Below are 14,650 nucleotides of genomic sequence, written 5' to 3'. Positions count from 1 at the left end.
GGCTTTGTCCTGAAATGAGGGGTGGTTGTCATTTATGCCATTCGGGGATCGGATAATCTAGGGCCAACATTCAACCGCGCCGGAGAGATTGAGAATGACCGAAACCAAAACCGCAAATACCGCCCTGATCCTGATTGACTGGCAGCAGGGTTTTGCCGATCTGGATTATTGGGGGCAGCGCAATAATCCGGGGGCGGAGGCCAATGGCGCGGCGCTTCTGGCGCATTGGCGGGCAAAGGGCGCGCCGGTTATTCATGTGCGTCATGATTCAACAACCCCGATATCGCGCCTGCATCCCGATCATCCGGGGCATGAATTCATTGAGTTTGCCACACCGAAGGATGGTGAGGCGGTTTATGGCAAACAGGTCAATTCGGCGTTTATCGGAACGAGCCTTGAGGCCGATTTGCGGGCGCGGGGGATCAATCAGATCGTTTGTTGCGGGATATCGACCGATCATTGCGTGAATACGACAACGCGGATGGGGGCGAACCTTGGCTTTGAGGTGACGATTGTCAGTGATGCCTGTTTTGCGTTTGAGCGCAAATTGCCCGATGGGCGGGTGTTTGGTGCCGATCTTGTGCATGATGTGGCGCTGGCGAGTTTGAACGGCGAGTTTGCCAAAGTTTGCACGACAGATCAGGTGATCGGGGGGGATTGCGATTGACTTGCGTTCTGGCTTGACGCAGTTTTGCCGCCCGTCACCATCATAATCGTCCCCTGAAAAGGTTTGCCCCATGACCAAGATCGATACTGCCGAGAAGCTGCGCGAGATTTACGGAATGCCGATGGAATTGGCGGTTGCCAAGGCATTGACGAAACTTGACCCGCATTGCCGGCATTTTATCGAACTGGCACCCTTTGCAGTGATTTCATCGGCCGATGCCAAGGGCAATGCCGATGTCAGCCCGCGCGGCGACGGGCCGGGCTTTATCAAGGTGCTTGATGACAATACGCTTCTGATGCCGGATCGTCCGGGCAACAATCGCGTTGATACGTTATCGAACATCATTGAAAACCCGAATGTCGGGATGCTGTTTTTCGTGCCCGGTTTCAACGATACGCTGCGTGTGAATGGCACGGCGGAAATCCATAATGATCCGGCATTGCTGGCGCATTTTGCCGATACGCCAAAACTGCCGATCACGGTGATCAAAATCCGGGTCGCGGAAGCGTTCCTGCATTGTGCGAAATCGTTGATGCGCTCCAAGCTTTGGAGCATTGATAGCCAGGTGGATCGCAAGGTGATGCCGACCCTTGGCAAGATCATCAAGGATCAGACGGCAGCGAGTTTCGACGTTGGCACCCAGGAAGATGCCGATAAGTATTTCGCGCAATCCATCGCCGAACGCGGTTAAGGCATTCACGGCGGGGCATGTCCCCGCCGATGTCATATCGGGCAAAAAAGAAAATAGACCAGATGGCCTGTAAGCCGGGTTCTGTCCATGCGGCGAACCGCACTGGATGGCCATTCATCTGGGACGCCCGTCGCCGGACGCCTCCTGCAACCAACCCGAATGGTGGCGCGGAAACCCGCCTGCCGACAATGCCGAAGCATCCGGCCGACCATTCCTATTAGGTTTTGCTCCCGGTGGGGTTTACCATGCGTCCCGCATTGCTGAAGGACCGGTGCGCTCTTACCGCACCCTTTCACCCTTTCCTGATGGCTTGCGCGATCAGGTGGTTTGCTTTCTGTGGCACTTTCCCTAGGGTCGCCCCCGCCAGCCGTTAACTGGCACCGTATTTCCATGGAGCCCGGACTTTCCTCCCCCGTTCCGAAGAACCGGGGCGGCCATCCGGCCATCTGGTGGGCGTGATGTAGGTGACATTGACCCCGTCGTCAAGAAAAAGCAGTTTGTACAGGGACTTATACGATCGTTATCCGAACCATGCCAAAAACGCATGGAAGCCCGGAAAACTGCGGGTTTGCCATATCCCTCCTAAGGGGGTATGTCGTGTTTTCAGGCTCATATTGATGATGCCGGATTTTCATTTGAAGGATTGGCCATGCGTGCGGCGCTTTGGATTTCAGGCGCAATATTGATCTTTTGTGCTGTGTCTTTTGGGGCGCAGGCGAAAGACGTGCGTCTGTGCTATGACGACTGGCCGCCTTATGCCTATGACGATCAGGGTGTTGCGCGCGGGCTTGCGGTGGATCTGGCGACCCGGTTCCTTGAAAATGCCGGGCATTCCGTCAGTTTTGTCGCGATGCCGATGGCGCGGTGCCGTTTCTCGCTGCGGCAGGGGGCGGTGGATGGCGTTTTGCTTGATGATCTTGCCAAGGCTGATGAAACCGGGCTTGTGATATCGTCCCAGTCCCTGGTTAGCAAGGTGACGGTGGCCGTGGTCAATTCGGGCTTTTGTCTTGGGACCTATCAGGGCGTGCGCAGCCTTGATAACACCAACTGGCTTAAAGTGATCGGGCAGTCCTATCCGGCGGAAATCCTTGCCAACGAAACCATGCATCCGGTGGAAGTTGCCGAATATGCCAAGGGGTTCGAGATGCTTAAACGGCACCATGTCGATGTGCTGTTTAGCGATCTGGCCTTTCTGCGTTTTGCTGGTGGGGATCAGAAAAGCCTGACGGGGTTCAAGGTGCTTTTGCCTGCGGTCGAGATTGAGGAGCGGTATTTGAGCCTGCGGTCCGATCTGGCACCGGTGCTGAACGATTTTGACCGGGAAATGGCGCGCGGGCTTCTGACCGGGGTGGTGGATGGTATCTATCACCGGCATCTTGGCTTTAGCCGGGTCGGTTTTGCCCGCTATGTCGGGTTATCGGATGTGCCGATTGCCAATCCGGGTGGCCTGATCGTTCAGTAAAGTCCGGCTTTATCGAGCAATGCGCGCAAAATTGCGGCGCATTCTCCGTCCACCTTCCCCGAAATATCGGCAGGCCGCCAGTGACGCTGAAAGGCGATGCGGCGTTTAAGCGCGTCATTCGGGCCATATCCCAGACGGTCGAGCATCGCATCGAATTCGGTTTCGGTGCAGGTTTCATCCATTATCGTGATGTCCGCCGTGGGCCACAGGCCGATGCCGTTTGCCGCCAGACGATCCCATGGGAAAAGTTCGCCGGGGTCTTCCTTGCGGTCCGGGGCCATGTCGGAATGGGCGATGATGCGATCAGGCCTGATATCATGACGGGTCAGGATATCGCGGCATAGCGCGATCACCGCATCGATCTGAATATCGGGAAAGGCGCGATAGCCGAATTCATGACCCGGGTTGACGATTTCGATGCCGATGGAATTGGAATTCACATCATCGCATTCCTGCCACTGACCGCGCCCGGCATGCCAGGCGCGTTTATCCTCGTCCACCAGACGGAAAATGGTGCCGTCTTCCTCGACCAGATAGTGGCTTGAGACCGAGGCCGTCGGATCGCACAGACGATCCAGCGCGGCCTTACCGCTTTGCATGCCGGTATAATGCAGGACGAGGATATCGACCTTGCGGTCCCCCGCACCATCACCGGGCCTGTCGCCGCAATTGGGCGAGGGGCGGGCGATGATGTGGTTCTTGAGGTCGTCATTTCCGGCAGACATTGTGGGCATTGCGGCCTAGTCCATTCCCTGTTCCTGTTGCTGCGGCGGTTTGCGCAGCATGATCACGCCAACCCCGGCCAGAACCGTCAGGCCGCCGATGATTTTAAGGGTGCTGATCGGTTCGTTAAAGACAATGAACGATCCGGCGACACTGATCACCGGGGCCAGCAACGACCACGGCACCACCACATTCACATCCTGCGTTTTCAGCAAATGATACCAGAAGCCATAGGCCACGATGGACGACATCACGACGGTGAAACTCGTGTTGGCCCATGCGACCCAGCTTGCATTGAACACCGCCTCAACCGCAGCCGGTTCGAGGAACAGCGAGAGGATCAGCAATTGCGGGGCAGCCATCAAAGCCATCCAGCCATTAAGCTGGAAGGTATCGATATTGCCGAGTTTTTTGATCATGACATTGGCAACCGCCCACATGAAGGCGGCAAAGACCACCAGCAACAGGGGCAATTGCAGGTCGGTCATGGTCGGGTCCCAGAACATGATCATCACCCCGACAAAGGCCAGTGTCATGCCCGAAAGCCGTTTCCAACCCAGCCGGTCATTGAAGAAATAGGTCGCCAGCATCGAGGAGAACGGCACACCGAGCAGAACGATAATCGCCACCGGCCCGGCATCAAGCATCGAAAGCGCAAAGAACAGCACGCCGAAATGGCCGGTGCCAAAGATGACCGACAGAATGGCGAGACGGCCAAAGCGGCCAGACGGCATTTTGGTGAAGGGCAAAAGCAGGATCGCAACCGATCCAAAACGGATCGCGGTCAGCATCAGGGGCGGTATTTCACTGACCGCGCCTTTGACGGTCAGCATATTGACGCCCCAGATCACGGCAACGGACAGGGCCATCAGAACGGCTTTGAGGGGCATGGCAGGGGCTTTCGGCAAAGCGCATCGGCGCTGGTGGCGCGTTTGCGGGTTTATCGGTATGCCCCTTCATCGGATGGAAAGAGCAACCCGACAAGTGAATTGTTTTCAGTTGTCGGGTAAATTGTGACCGATCCGAATAGTGCCGTAAAGCATTGGTTACCAAGAGTTAAGCTTGGCCCTTACTTGGTCCATGTCATGGCATTTGCCCGATGCGATGTCATCCTGCCCGCAGCGGATATTTTTCAGCACGTAAAGCTGATACATGATGTCATCCATGCTGGCATCATCGGGAAGCCTCGAAATCGCGTCGATTGCATCCTGTTTTACCGTGCCGCGCATGCCGATTTCCCCGTAATGTTCCGTCAGAAGATTACGGTTTCAGTCGAAAAGCTGCAAGTGGTGTGGCCAGCCTTTGGGCGGCGGTCCCGGGCTTATGACAGCCCGAGTTCCTCGCGGAGCATTTCGAGTTCGAGCCAGCGTTCTTCGCCCGCTTCGAGTTCGGCACGGGCCGCTGCCATGCGGTCGACCTTTTTCTGGAAGGCATCCGGGTCCTTGGTGAACAGGCTGCCATCGGACAGGGCGGCTTCGATTTCGGCAATCTCGGCCTCAAGCTTGGCGATCTGGCCGGGCAGATTGTCGTATTCGCGCTGGTCCTTGTAGCTCATCTTGCCGGTCGGTTTGGGCTTGGCGGCCTGTGACGAGACGGATTTTTTGCCGCCTTTGCCCGATGTGCTGCCCAGCTTTTCCTCGGCGACAGCCGGGGCGGCGGACAGTTTGCGTTGCGCGATATAATCGGAATAGCCGCCGGGATATTCGGTGGCGATGCCGTTGCCTTCCATCACGATGGAGGATGTCACGACGCGATCCAGGAAGTCACGGTCGTGGCTGACGAGCAAAAGCGTGCCTTCGTAATCGGCCAGCATTTCCTGTAACAGATCAAGCGTATCCATATCAAGATCGTTGGTCGGTTCGTCCATGATCAGAAGGTTGGTCGGCTTGGCAAGCTGTTTGGCCAGCAAAAGCCGGTTGCGTTCCCCACCCGACAGGGCGCCAACGGGGCTGCGCGCCTGTTTTTCGTCGAACAGGAAATCGCGCAGATAGCTTACGACATGGCGCGGATTGCCGCGCACCATGACCTGATCGCCGCCGATATCGCACAACGTATCCCACAGGGTCATATTGTCATCAAGGGCCGCACGTTTCTGATCGAAATAGCTGGCATTGAGGTTGGTGCCGATCTTGATCGTGCCGCTATCGGGTTCAAGTTGCCCGGTCAGCATTTTAAGCAGGGTGGTTTTGCCCGCCCCGTTCGGGCCGATGATGCCGACCTTGTCGCCGCGCAGGATACGGGTCGAGAAACCGGTCAGGATCGTTCTGTCGCCAAAGGATTTGGTGATGTCGGTGGCCTCGATCACGACCTTGCCCGAGGTGCTGCCGGCGTCAGCCGCCAGCGACACATTGCCGATGCGTTCGATCTGCTGCGACCGGGTTTCGCGCATGTCCCACAGGCGGCGCAGACGGCCCTGGTTGCGTTTGCGACGCGCCGAGATGCCCTGCACGGACCAGACGGTTTCCTGGGCGATCAGTTTATCAAGCTTGGCGCGTTCTTCGGCTTCCTTGCGGAAGATTTCCTCGGACCATTCTTCGAATTTCGAGAAGTTCTGATCGGTGCGGTGCATGACGCCGCGATCAATCCACAGGATGCCGGTTGAAATCGCGTTCAGGAAGGCGCGGTCATGCGAGATGACGACAACCGCACCGCGGAAGTTTTTGATCTCGCCCTCAAGCCATTCGATGGTCGGCAGGTCAAGATGGTTGGTCGGCTCGTCAAGCAACAGAACCTGCGGATCGGCGATCAGCGCGCGCGCGATTGCCGCCCGGCGGCCTTCGCCGCCCGAGAGTTTGGTCGGGTCGGCCTGCGGATCGATATTGACCGAGTCCAGCAGCATATAGACGCGATAGGCATAATCGATTTCATGTTCGTCGAGTGCGGACAGAACATATTCCTCGACCGTCGCGAAGCCGTCGAATTTCGGTTCCTGATTGAGATAGGCGATCTTGCAGCCCGGCTGAACGAAGCGTTCGCCGCCATCGGCTTCGATTTCGCCAGCGATGATTTTAAGCAGGGTCGATTTCCCGCCGCCATTGCGCCCGACAAGGCACAGGCGATCCCGATCACCGATGGCAAAGGAAACATCGGAAAACAGATCGTTGCCGCCAAAGGTCAGACGGATATCGTTTATATTGATCAGCGGTGGCGCCATGGAAAAACCGATAAGCTTGAGGTCATGAAAACTGGCCCCCTGCAAACCGCAAATCGCGGCATCTTGCAAGGGAAATCATTGCATGCAGGGCAGGGGTGCGTCGCAAGTGGCTGTTATCAGGGCGTGACCCTAGCGGATATTGCGTTCCTTGCGGATCTGATCCCAGGCGGCATTGATGCGGGCCATCTTGTGATTTGCCTGTTCGATGAATTCGGGCGGCATGCCCTTGGCGATCAGGGTGTCGGGATGGTTTTCGCGCGACAGTTTGCGATGGGCGGCCTTGAGGTCATCGTCGCTGGCATCGCGGCCCTGCCCAAGCTGTTCATAGGGATCGGGGCCGCCGGGGCTGGTATAGGCATGATGCACGCGATCAAAATCAATATCGGCAAAGCCGAAAATGGTTGCGACCTTGTGCAGGAAGTCCTTTTCGGCCGGGTGCAGGGCACCATCGGCCATCGCGATCTGATAAAGCGCTTCGAGGATGCCTTCGAGCAAAGCACGTTCGCCGCGGAACAGAAGGGCGATCTGCCGGGCGTAGGGTTCAAAGCCGTCGGATGATTTGCGCGCCATGTCAAACAGGCGACCGACATTCTTTTCCTCGCCCGGCGGGATGTGGAACACGCGCTTGAAGGCGTTGATTTCATCACGCGACACCACGCCATCGACCTTGGCCATCTTGGCCGACAGGACGACAACGGCGGTGGCAAAGGCGACCTGACGCGCATCCTGCCCGCCGGGGAAGCTGCCCTGTGTACTGCCGCTATAGCCGCCAATGCGGGCGGTGCGGATATTGTGCTTGATCCTGTCGACGACATGACCGGCCGCCGCCCCCAGAATGGCGCCAAGCGGCCCGCCAAGGGCAAAGCCCGCAGTGCCGCCGATGATTTTACCCCAGATGCTCATACTTCTGATCAGGCTCTTGGTTGCGAAAAGGACATTCATTTATCGCCGTATCGGCCAGATGCCGACAGGCAAAGCGCATTAGATAGTACAGGTGAAGCAGGAAGCCAGTCTTTTCATTCAGGGAATCGTTGCAGTGTACCGGGCGCGGTGGCGGCAGGGGGTAAATGTCGCGTCCTTTCAAGGGTCTGAGGCCTTGGCAAGTGGCGTCTTTCCGTCCGGCATGCACCATTGTAACAAAACGGTAACCCAACCGGAGATGAAAAGGCACAGGTGCAGCCCAAGATAGCACTCATGCATCAGATGCAGGGCAATAGGGCGGAAAACGCGTGACCTGCTATACCAAAGTGTATAGTACTATACCTAGGGTTAGTGTCCTGTTGAATATAAGTCTCTTGGGAGATTCGTAATGAGCTTTTTGTCGCGCATGAAGCTGATCTATCAGATTTCGTTGATAGGTTTAGCTGCGCTTTCTATTTTTGCGATCGTTGCCATGGTCCTGTTTGTCGCGGATTATCAGCGTCAAACTGCGGAAACGACTGCCGAGGAAGCCGTCGATGACCGATTGATCGTTGATGGGATCGCCCGAGAATTCCTGAACGCCCGGAGGCGTGAAAAAGACTTTCTGCTGCGGCTGGATGAAAAATACGCCGCCGACCATGCAGAAACGGTTGCGATTGTTCAGTCCGATTTGAAAAAGCTGTCAGATGATCCGGCCCTTGATCCGTTTGATGGTCAAATTTCGTCCATTGCGACGTCCTTTGACAATTATGCGGCGCAATTCGAAATCATCGCTGATTTGCAACAGAAAATCGGCTTGAATGAAGAAAGTGGCCTGCTTGGCAGTCTGCGCGCATCGGTTCACAATGTCGAGGAAGCGCTGGACCAGTACAAGGCCGACAAGCTGACAATCATCATGTTGATGATGCGCCGCCACGAGAAGGATTTCCTGGCGCGGATTGATCCGAAATATGTTGCGCGCATTGATGACCGTCTGGCGGAATTTGGTCCGGCATTGACCGCCGCCGACAGTATTCCTGCTGCGGAAAAGCAAAAGATTGCCGATCTGATGAAATCCTATGTGACGGATTTCAAGGCGCTGGCGGCGGGGATCCTTCAGCGCGAGGAAGAATTGGGCAAGCTGAGCGACTATTACGCTGCGGCAGAACCGGTTCTGGAACAGCTTAGTGCCGATATAGCGGCCATCGCAGCCACGAAGAAGGCGGAGGCAAACGCCATTTCGCAGCGTAGCCTGATGACGACGGTGGTGATGTTTGTTGTGGGGGCGTTGGCGTTGCTGGTGCTGTCCGTATTGCTGTCAAAAGCAATTGTGCGCGCGATAGCCGGGCTGACGACAAAGATGACGCGGTTGGCGCATAACGACTTTGATGTCGACATCAATGAAGTCAATCGGGCCGACGAGATCGGCGAGATGGGCCGGGCGGTTCTGGTGTTCCGTGAAAACGGTATTGAACGTGTCAAGCTTGAAGCCGCCCAGCGCGAGGCGGATGAACGCCGCCGTAAACGTCTGGAAACCCAGGAGCGGTATATCCGCGAGTTTGATCAGGCGGTGGTGGCTGTCATGGCCGAGGTTGGCGGTGCCGTTGACCAGCTGCATCAAGTGTCAAATGTGCTGCGCAAAAGTGCGGATACTGCGGCAAACCAGTCCTTGGCGGTGTCATCGGGGACCGAGGAAGCATCGGCGAATGTACAGCTTGTCGCGACGGCGGCGACCGAGCTTGCGGCATCCATCAACGAGATTTCCGGTCAGGTCAGCGAAACATCGAACATGGCGCAATCCGCGACCGAGCGTGCGCGCCATACCAATGAAAACATTCAGGGGCTGAATGATGCCGCGCTCAAGATCGGGGAGGTCATTGGCCTGATCAGCGATATCGCCGGGCAGACCAACCTTCTGGCGCTTAATGCCACCATCGAGGCCGCACGTGCCGGTGATGCCGGCAAGGGGTTTGCGGTTGTGGCAAGCGAGGTCAAGAACCTTGCCAACCAGACGGCCAAGGCCACCGATGAAATCACCAGCCAGATTAACGGTATCCAGCAGGCGACCGGATTGGCGGTTGAGGCGATTGATGAAATCGTGCGGATGATTTCCGACATCAGTGAACGGGCATCGGCCGTTGCCGCCGCAGTCGAACAGCAGACGGTCGCGACCAGCGAGATTTCGCAGAATGTCGAACAGGCCGCCGCCGGGACCGAGGAAATATCAGCCGCCATGCAGGGCGTATCGGCAGCAGTCGCCGAAACCAATGTTGCCGCCAATGACGTGCATGGTTCGGCCGATAATCTTGGCACGCAAAGCGGTCATTTGCGCGGTCAGATTGACGGGTTCCTGGAACGCATGCGATCACTTTGACGGTGAAATGTCGACATTAATGTGCAGCCCGGCCTTGTCCGGGCTGCTTTTTTTGCGATAAAATCCCGACAAAGCGTATAAGTGAATGCCGCAAAGCGCATCGCGAAAGTTAACAACGGGATTTCAGGAACGCCGCATGACCGACACACCACGGACCGACAAACCACGTATCGTATCATCGTCACATCTTGTTTCGGAACGCGCGGCCGAGCTTTCCGAGCTTGAATTTGCCCTGATCCTGTCGGGCAATGCGTTTAACCGCTGGATGGTGCGGTGCATGCGGGCGGCGGGCATGCCCGATGTTTCGGTTCTTGATATCCTTGTTCTGCATAACGTCAATTCACGCGAGCGGGAAAAAAGCCTGTCGGAGGTCTGTTTCGTTCTGAATGTCGAAGACAGCCATCTGGTGAATTATTCGCTTAAGAAACTGCGCAAGCTGGGACTGGTTGACGGGATCAAGCGCGGCAAGGAAGTGCATTATTCGACGACCAAGGACGGCCGCGCGATGTGCGAGAAATACCGCGAGGTGCGCGAAGCCTGTCTGGTGGAGACGTTCCAGCGACTGGGCGTCAATCACGAGGAAGTCGGCGATGTGGCCAAGACGCTGCGCGCGATTTCGGGCGTGTATGATCAGGCATCGCGTGCGGCGAGTGCGATGTGATTGACTTCCAGAGTTTCTGAAGAGCAGACAAAGGGCAGCGCGATGGGTATCGGGGCTGCCTTTTTCATGTCTGCGTTTTAGGGCTGCGGCAGAAGGGTTCGGTTATGGGTCGGGGACATGATGATTTCGTTGAAGCAAACCCGTGCCGGGGCGGCGACGACATAGGCGACCATATCGGCCAGATCGTCGGGTTTTAGCATCAGGGCGCGTTCGTCTTCTTTGATCGGGACGGGGCGTTGGTCAAGGATCGGGGTGGCGACTTCGCCGGGGCTTATGCAGCAGCAACGGATATTGTTGTGCATTTCTTCCTGATTGATGCTGTGCGACAGGTCGACAACGCCGCGTTTTGACGCGACATAGGCCGGGCCCGCGACGGGGAATTCATGCTTTGCCGCCCATGACGCGATATTGATGATCAGTCCGTCCTGTTGATCACGCATGAAGGGCAGGGTTGCGCAAACCGTGTTCGCCACACCATTGAGATTGACCGCGACGATGCGGTGCCAGTCGGCAATATCAAGATCGCGCCAATGCCGTTTGGGGGTGTTCATGCCCGCGCAATTGATCAGGACATTGACCGAGCCCATGGAATTTTTGATATTCCGGGCGGCATCAAGGACCTGATCGCTGTTGCTGATATCAAGCGGGTGGATTTCGACCTTTCCGCCCTCTGACGTGATCGTGTCTGCGACCTGCTGAAGTGTTTCTTCGCGCCGTGCGGACAGGGCGACATGCGCACCCGCCGCGGCAAGCGATTTTGCGATTGCCTCGCCGATGCCGCTGCCGGCACCGGTAATCCAGACTGATTTCCCCGAAAGATCATGCACGGGCTTTCTCCCTGTTTGTTATTTGCGCGGAGCCTAGCACACGGCCATAAATCGAGGAATATCATATTGATGGCGCGCTCTGGCGGGTCAATGCCGATAAAATATCCTGCGTCGTTTCCCGCATTTTGCATATCAGCCATGAAATAACATTGACAATTTATCAGTAAAATGTGACCGTTCTGTTGGGAGGCTACTTCGGAGTCACGAGATGCGCGAAAAAATGCATGTCGGCCTCATCACACACAGGGAGACTTGACTGATGCTTAAAAAGGCACTTTCCACCGTTGCAGTTGCCGCGATGACCATGTCGGCCGGTTTTGCCATGGCAGCCGAAAAATGGGATATGGCGACCCCGTATCCGGACGCGACATTCCACACCCAGAACATCATCGAATTTGCCAAGGACGTGAAAGAAGCGACCGGCGGTGAGCTTGACATCACCGTTCATTCCGGTGGTTCGCTGTTCAAGCACCCCGACATCAAACGTTCGGTGCAGCGCGGTCTGGTTCCGGCCGGTGAAACCCTGATTTCGCTTTTGTCGAATGAAGACCCGATTTACGGCGTTGACGCGATCCCGTTCCTTGCGACCAGCTATGACGAAGCCAAAAAGCTTTGGGAAGCATCGCGCCCGGCGATTGAAGAAAAACTGGCCGGTGATGGCCTTAAGGTCCTTTATGCGGTCGCATGGCCGGCACAGGGTCTTTATACCGCCAAGCCCGTCAGCACGGTTGATGACCTTAAAGGCATGAAGTTCCGTGCCTATAACTCGGCAACGTCGAAACTGGCAGACCTGACCGGCATGGTCGGCACCCAGGTTGAAGTGCCGGAAATCCCGACCGCCTTTGCGACCGGCATTGTCGAAGCGATGATGACCTCGCCCTCGACCGGTGCGAATTCCAAGGCATGGGACTTTGTGCAGAATTTCTATGACGTTCAGGCATGGCTTCCGAAAAACATGGTGATCGTCAATGCCAAGGCATTTGACGGTCTGTCGCCGGAAGTACAGAAAGCCGTCATGGACGCCGCCGCCAAAGCCGAAACGCGCGGCTGGGAAATGAGCATGGCCGAAACCGACGAGAAGAAAAAGGTTCTGGCCGATAACGGCATGAATGTTGCCGCACCGAGCGACGCGCTGAAATCCGGTCTGGCCAAGGTTGGCGAACAGATGGTTGCCGATTGGCAGGCAGAAGCCGGTGATGCCGGTGCCGCCATCATCGACGCTTATAAAAAGTAAGCGACGAACCGACTTTTCCGATCCGGGTGAAGACGCCCGGATCGGGACGCCCCGCCGAAATTCATGATATGACTGTCCGTATTGTCAGCCACCACTGGGAAATCCCGCGGGCGGAAAGGGGACTGCTGTGCGCAGATCATTAGATTATTTGTTCAAATTCAGTGCGGGGTTAGCAGCCATTTTTCTGGTTGCCATCGCATTGCTGATCCTGGCGTCGTCGCTGGGCCGGTTTGTCGGAATTGCCGTGCATGATGCCAACGAGCTTGCCGGGTTCTCGCTTGCGGCGGGGACGTTCCTGGCCCTTGGTCCGGCCCTTCGGGCGGGCACCCATATCCGGGTTCTGATTGTGTTATCGCACCTTAAGGGCGGTTTGCGCCGGGGGATCGAGAGCATCACGCTGGCGCTGGCAAGTTTTCTTGGCGGGTATTTCGCCTATTGGATGGCCGTGCTGGCCGAGGAAAGTTTTTCCTATGGCGATACGTCGCCCGGTGTTCTGGCCTTTCCATTGTGGATCCCGCAAGCGGCGATGGCGTTCGGGTTGATTGTTTTTACCATCGCCATGCTTGAAGCATTGTTTGATGTGGCGCGCGGTCGTGCGCCCGTCTTTGCCACGCGCGAAACCAGCGAACTGACGGAATAGGGGGACGGTCATGGAAGTACTTGAAATCGGCCTGATCCTTATGGGGTTGATGTTCCTGTTTCTGGGGGCGGGGCTTTGGGTGGCATTGTCGTTATTTGCGGTCGGTGTCATCGGACTTGAATTTTTCACCAGCGCGCAGACCGGACCGATCATCGCGACGACCGCGTGGTCGGGGCTTGCAAGCTGGTCGCTGGCACCGCTGCCGCTGTTTATCTGGATGGGTGAAATCCTGTTTCGGTCGCGGCTGTCCGAGGATATGTTTACCGGCCTGGCACCTTGGTTAAACAAGCTTCCGGGGCGGTTGCTGCATGTCAATATTCTGGGCTGCGGGATTTTTGCCGCCGTATCGGGTTCGTCGGCGGCGACGGCGGCCACGATTGGCCGGATGTCGATCCCGGAACTGCGCAAGCAGGGCTATGCCGACCGGCTGATCCTTGGCACGCTGGCCGGTTCCGGCACGCTTGGGCTTCTGATCCCGCCCTCGATCATCCTGATCGTGTATGGCGTTTCGGCGGAGCTTTCGATTGCGCGTCTGTTTATTGCCGGCATTCTGCCCGGTGCGATGCTGATCATCCTGTTCATGGGCTTTGTCATGATCTGGGCGACGCTAAACAAGGACAAGATGCCGCCTGCCGGGCCGGATATGGGCTTTATGGAAAAGGTCCGGGCATCTGGCCGCCTGATCCCGGTGATCGTGCTGATTGCCAGCGTGATCGGGTCGATCTATGGCGGGATTGCCACCCCGACAGAGGCCGCGGCCTTTGGCGTGGTCGGTGCGCTGATCCTGTCGGCCATCAGCGGGTCGCTGAACCGGGCAAGCTTTATCGACGGCCTGATGGGGGCGACGCGCACATCGTGCATGATCGGTTTCATCCTTGCCGGGGCGGCGGTTTTGACCGTCACCATGGGCTTTACCGGCATTCCGCGTGAGCTTGCGGCATGGATCGCGGAAATGAACCTTTCGCCCTATGCGTTGCTTGCCGCGCTGACGGTGTTCTTTATCGTGCTGGGCTGCTTCCTTGACGGGATTTCGGTGGTGGTTCTGACCACGTCGGTGATCCTGCCGATGGTGCAGGCCGCCGGGATCGATCTTTTGTGGTTTGGCATCTATGTGGTGCTGGTGGTCGAAATGTCGCAGATCACCCCGCCGGTCGGTTTCAACCTTTTCGTTCTGCAAGGGCTTACGGGCAAAAACCTGTTTTCCATTGCACGGGCTTCCCTGCCGTTCTTCTTCCTGCTTTTGCTGGCGGTTTTGCTGATTACGGTCTTCCCCGAAATCGCCACCTGGCTTCCGCAGAAAATGAACGGCTGACCCGC

The 14,650-nt window shown here is 56.9% G+C and carries 14 protein-coding genes and 1 other RNA gene; 8 read left to right on the top strand and 7 right to left on the bottom strand.

The window, feature by feature from the left end:
• The first annotated feature begins 94 nt into the window (after positions 1 to 94).
• Together IT971_RS16630 and IT971_RS16625 are read left to right on the top strand one after the other, a co-directional pair.
• Entirely contained in the window at positions 95 to 667 is a 573-nt protein-coding gene (locus tag IT971_RS16630; RefSeq protein WP_063093884.1) for a cysteine hydrolase family protein, read from the top strand.
• A gap of 70 nt (positions 668 to 737) precedes the next feature.
• Positions 738 to 1,358 (top strand): pyridoxamine 5'-phosphate oxidase family protein, encoded by a 621-nt coding sequence (locus IT971_RS16625; protein WP_063093882.1) that lies wholly within the window; start codon positions 738 to 740, stop codon positions 1,356 to 1,358.
• Between the two features lie 54 nt (positions 1,359 to 1,412).
• Here IT971_RS16625 and rnpB read toward each other — a convergent pair.
• Positions 1,413 to 1,808, bottom strand: an RNA gene (gene rnpB, locus IT971_RS16620) — RNase P RNA component class A.
• A gap of 142 nt (positions 1,809 to 1,950) precedes the next feature.
• Here rnpB and IT971_RS16615 point away from each other — a divergent pair.
• Positions 1,951 to 2,820 carry an ABC transporter substrate-binding protein gene (locus IT971_RS16615; protein WP_037992176.1) on the top strand — a complete coding sequence of 290 codons (870 nt, stop codon included), beginning with the start codon at positions 1,951 to 1,953 and terminating at the stop codon, positions 2,818 to 2,820.
• On the opposite strand, the gene IT971_RS16610 is transcribed toward IT971_RS16615, so the two are convergent.
• From IT971_RS16610 to IT971_RS16590, 5 genes are all read right to left on the bottom strand, one after another.
• Positions 2,814 to 3,545, bottom strand: coding sequence for an N-acetylmuramoyl-L-alanine amidase (locus tag IT971_RS16610; RefSeq protein ID WP_063094752.1), 732 nt, complete (start codon positions 3,543 to 3,545; stop codon positions 2,814 to 2,816). The two genes, IT971_RS16615 and IT971_RS16610, sit on opposite strands and share 7 nt — an antisense overlap.
• 15 nt (positions 3,546 to 3,560) lie before the next feature.
• Entirely contained in the window at positions 3,561 to 4,433 is an 873-nt protein-coding gene (locus IT971_RS16605; RefSeq protein ID WP_007089723.1) for a DMT family transporter, read from the bottom strand.
• A gap of 156 nt (positions 4,434 to 4,589) precedes the next feature.
• Positions 4,590 to 4,772: a hypothetical protein gene (locus IT971_RS16600; protein WP_063094751.1), complete on the bottom strand. Its 183-nt coding sequence runs from the start codon at positions 4,770 to 4,772 to the stop codon at positions 4,590 to 4,592.
• A gap of 92 nt (positions 4,773 to 4,864) precedes the next feature.
• A complete protein-coding gene (locus tag IT971_RS16595; RefSeq protein WP_037992270.1) occupies positions 4,865 to 6,697 on the bottom strand; it encodes an ATP-binding cassette domain-containing protein in 1,833 nt (610 codons plus the stop codon).
• A gap of 129 nt (positions 6,698 to 6,826) precedes the next feature.
• Complete coding sequence (locus IT971_RS16590; RefSeq protein WP_110252822.1) at positions 6,827 to 7,639, bottom strand: TerB family tellurite resistance protein; 813 nt, start codon at positions 7,637 to 7,639, stop codon at positions 6,827 to 6,829.
• A gap of 367 nt (positions 7,640 to 8,006) precedes the next feature.
• Between IT971_RS16590 and IT971_RS16585 the strand changes: the two genes are divergently transcribed.
• Positions 8,007 to 9,971, top strand: a complete 1,965-nt coding sequence (locus IT971_RS16585; RefSeq protein WP_063094750.1) for a methyl-accepting chemotaxis protein — start codon at positions 8,007 to 8,009, stop codon at positions 9,969 to 9,971.
• 136 nt (positions 9,972 to 10,107) lie between these two features.
• Positions 10,108 to 10,632 carry a winged helix DNA-binding protein gene (locus IT971_RS16580; protein ID WP_007089717.1) on the top strand — a complete coding sequence of 175 codons (525 nt, stop codon included), beginning with the start codon at positions 10,108 to 10,110 and terminating at the stop codon, positions 10,630 to 10,632.
• Positions 10,633 to 10,709: 77 nt separating this feature from the next.
• Here the strand turns inward: IT971_RS16580 and IT971_RS16575 are convergent, their stop codons facing one another.
• A complete protein-coding gene (locus tag IT971_RS16575; protein WP_063094749.1) occupies positions 10,710 to 11,459 on the bottom strand; it encodes an SDR family oxidoreductase in 750 nt (249 codons plus the stop codon).
• A 259-nt stretch (positions 11,460 to 11,718) separates the two neighbouring features.
• Between IT971_RS16575 and IT971_RS16570 the strand changes: the two genes are divergently transcribed.
• The 3 genes from IT971_RS16570 to IT971_RS16560 all read left to right on the top strand — a co-directional run bounded on the left by IT971_RS16570 (position 11,719) and on the right by IT971_RS16560 (position 14,645).
• On the top strand, positions 11,719 to 12,693 hold the full coding sequence (locus IT971_RS16570) for a TRAP transporter substrate-binding protein (RefSeq protein WP_063094747.1): 975 nt from the start codon (positions 11,719 to 11,721) through the stop codon (positions 12,691 to 12,693).
• Positions 12,694 to 12,820: 127 nt separating this feature from the next.
• Positions 12,821 to 13,333, top strand: a complete 513-nt coding sequence (locus tag IT971_RS16565; protein WP_007089714.1) for a TRAP transporter small permease — start codon at positions 12,821 to 12,823, stop codon at positions 13,331 to 13,333.
• 10 nt (positions 13,334 to 13,343) lie between these two features.
• The gene (locus IT971_RS16560; RefSeq protein ID WP_063094745.1) at positions 13,344 to 14,645 is read left to right on the top strand and encodes a TRAP transporter large permease; all 1,302 of its coding nucleotides are present in this window, start codon (positions 13,344 to 13,346) and stop codon (positions 14,643 to 14,645) included.
• The last annotated feature ends 5 nt before the right edge of the window (positions 14,646 to 14,650 follow it).

It is taken from the genome of Thalassospira sp. B30-1 (assembly GCF_015767575.1).
GTDB classification, from domain to species: Bacteria; Pseudomonadota; Alphaproteobacteria; order Rhodospirillales; family Thalassospiraceae; genus Thalassospira; species Thalassospira xiamenensis.
Note: the sequence above shows the minus strand (reverse complement) of the source record. Positions and strands in the feature narration are given on the sequence as shown.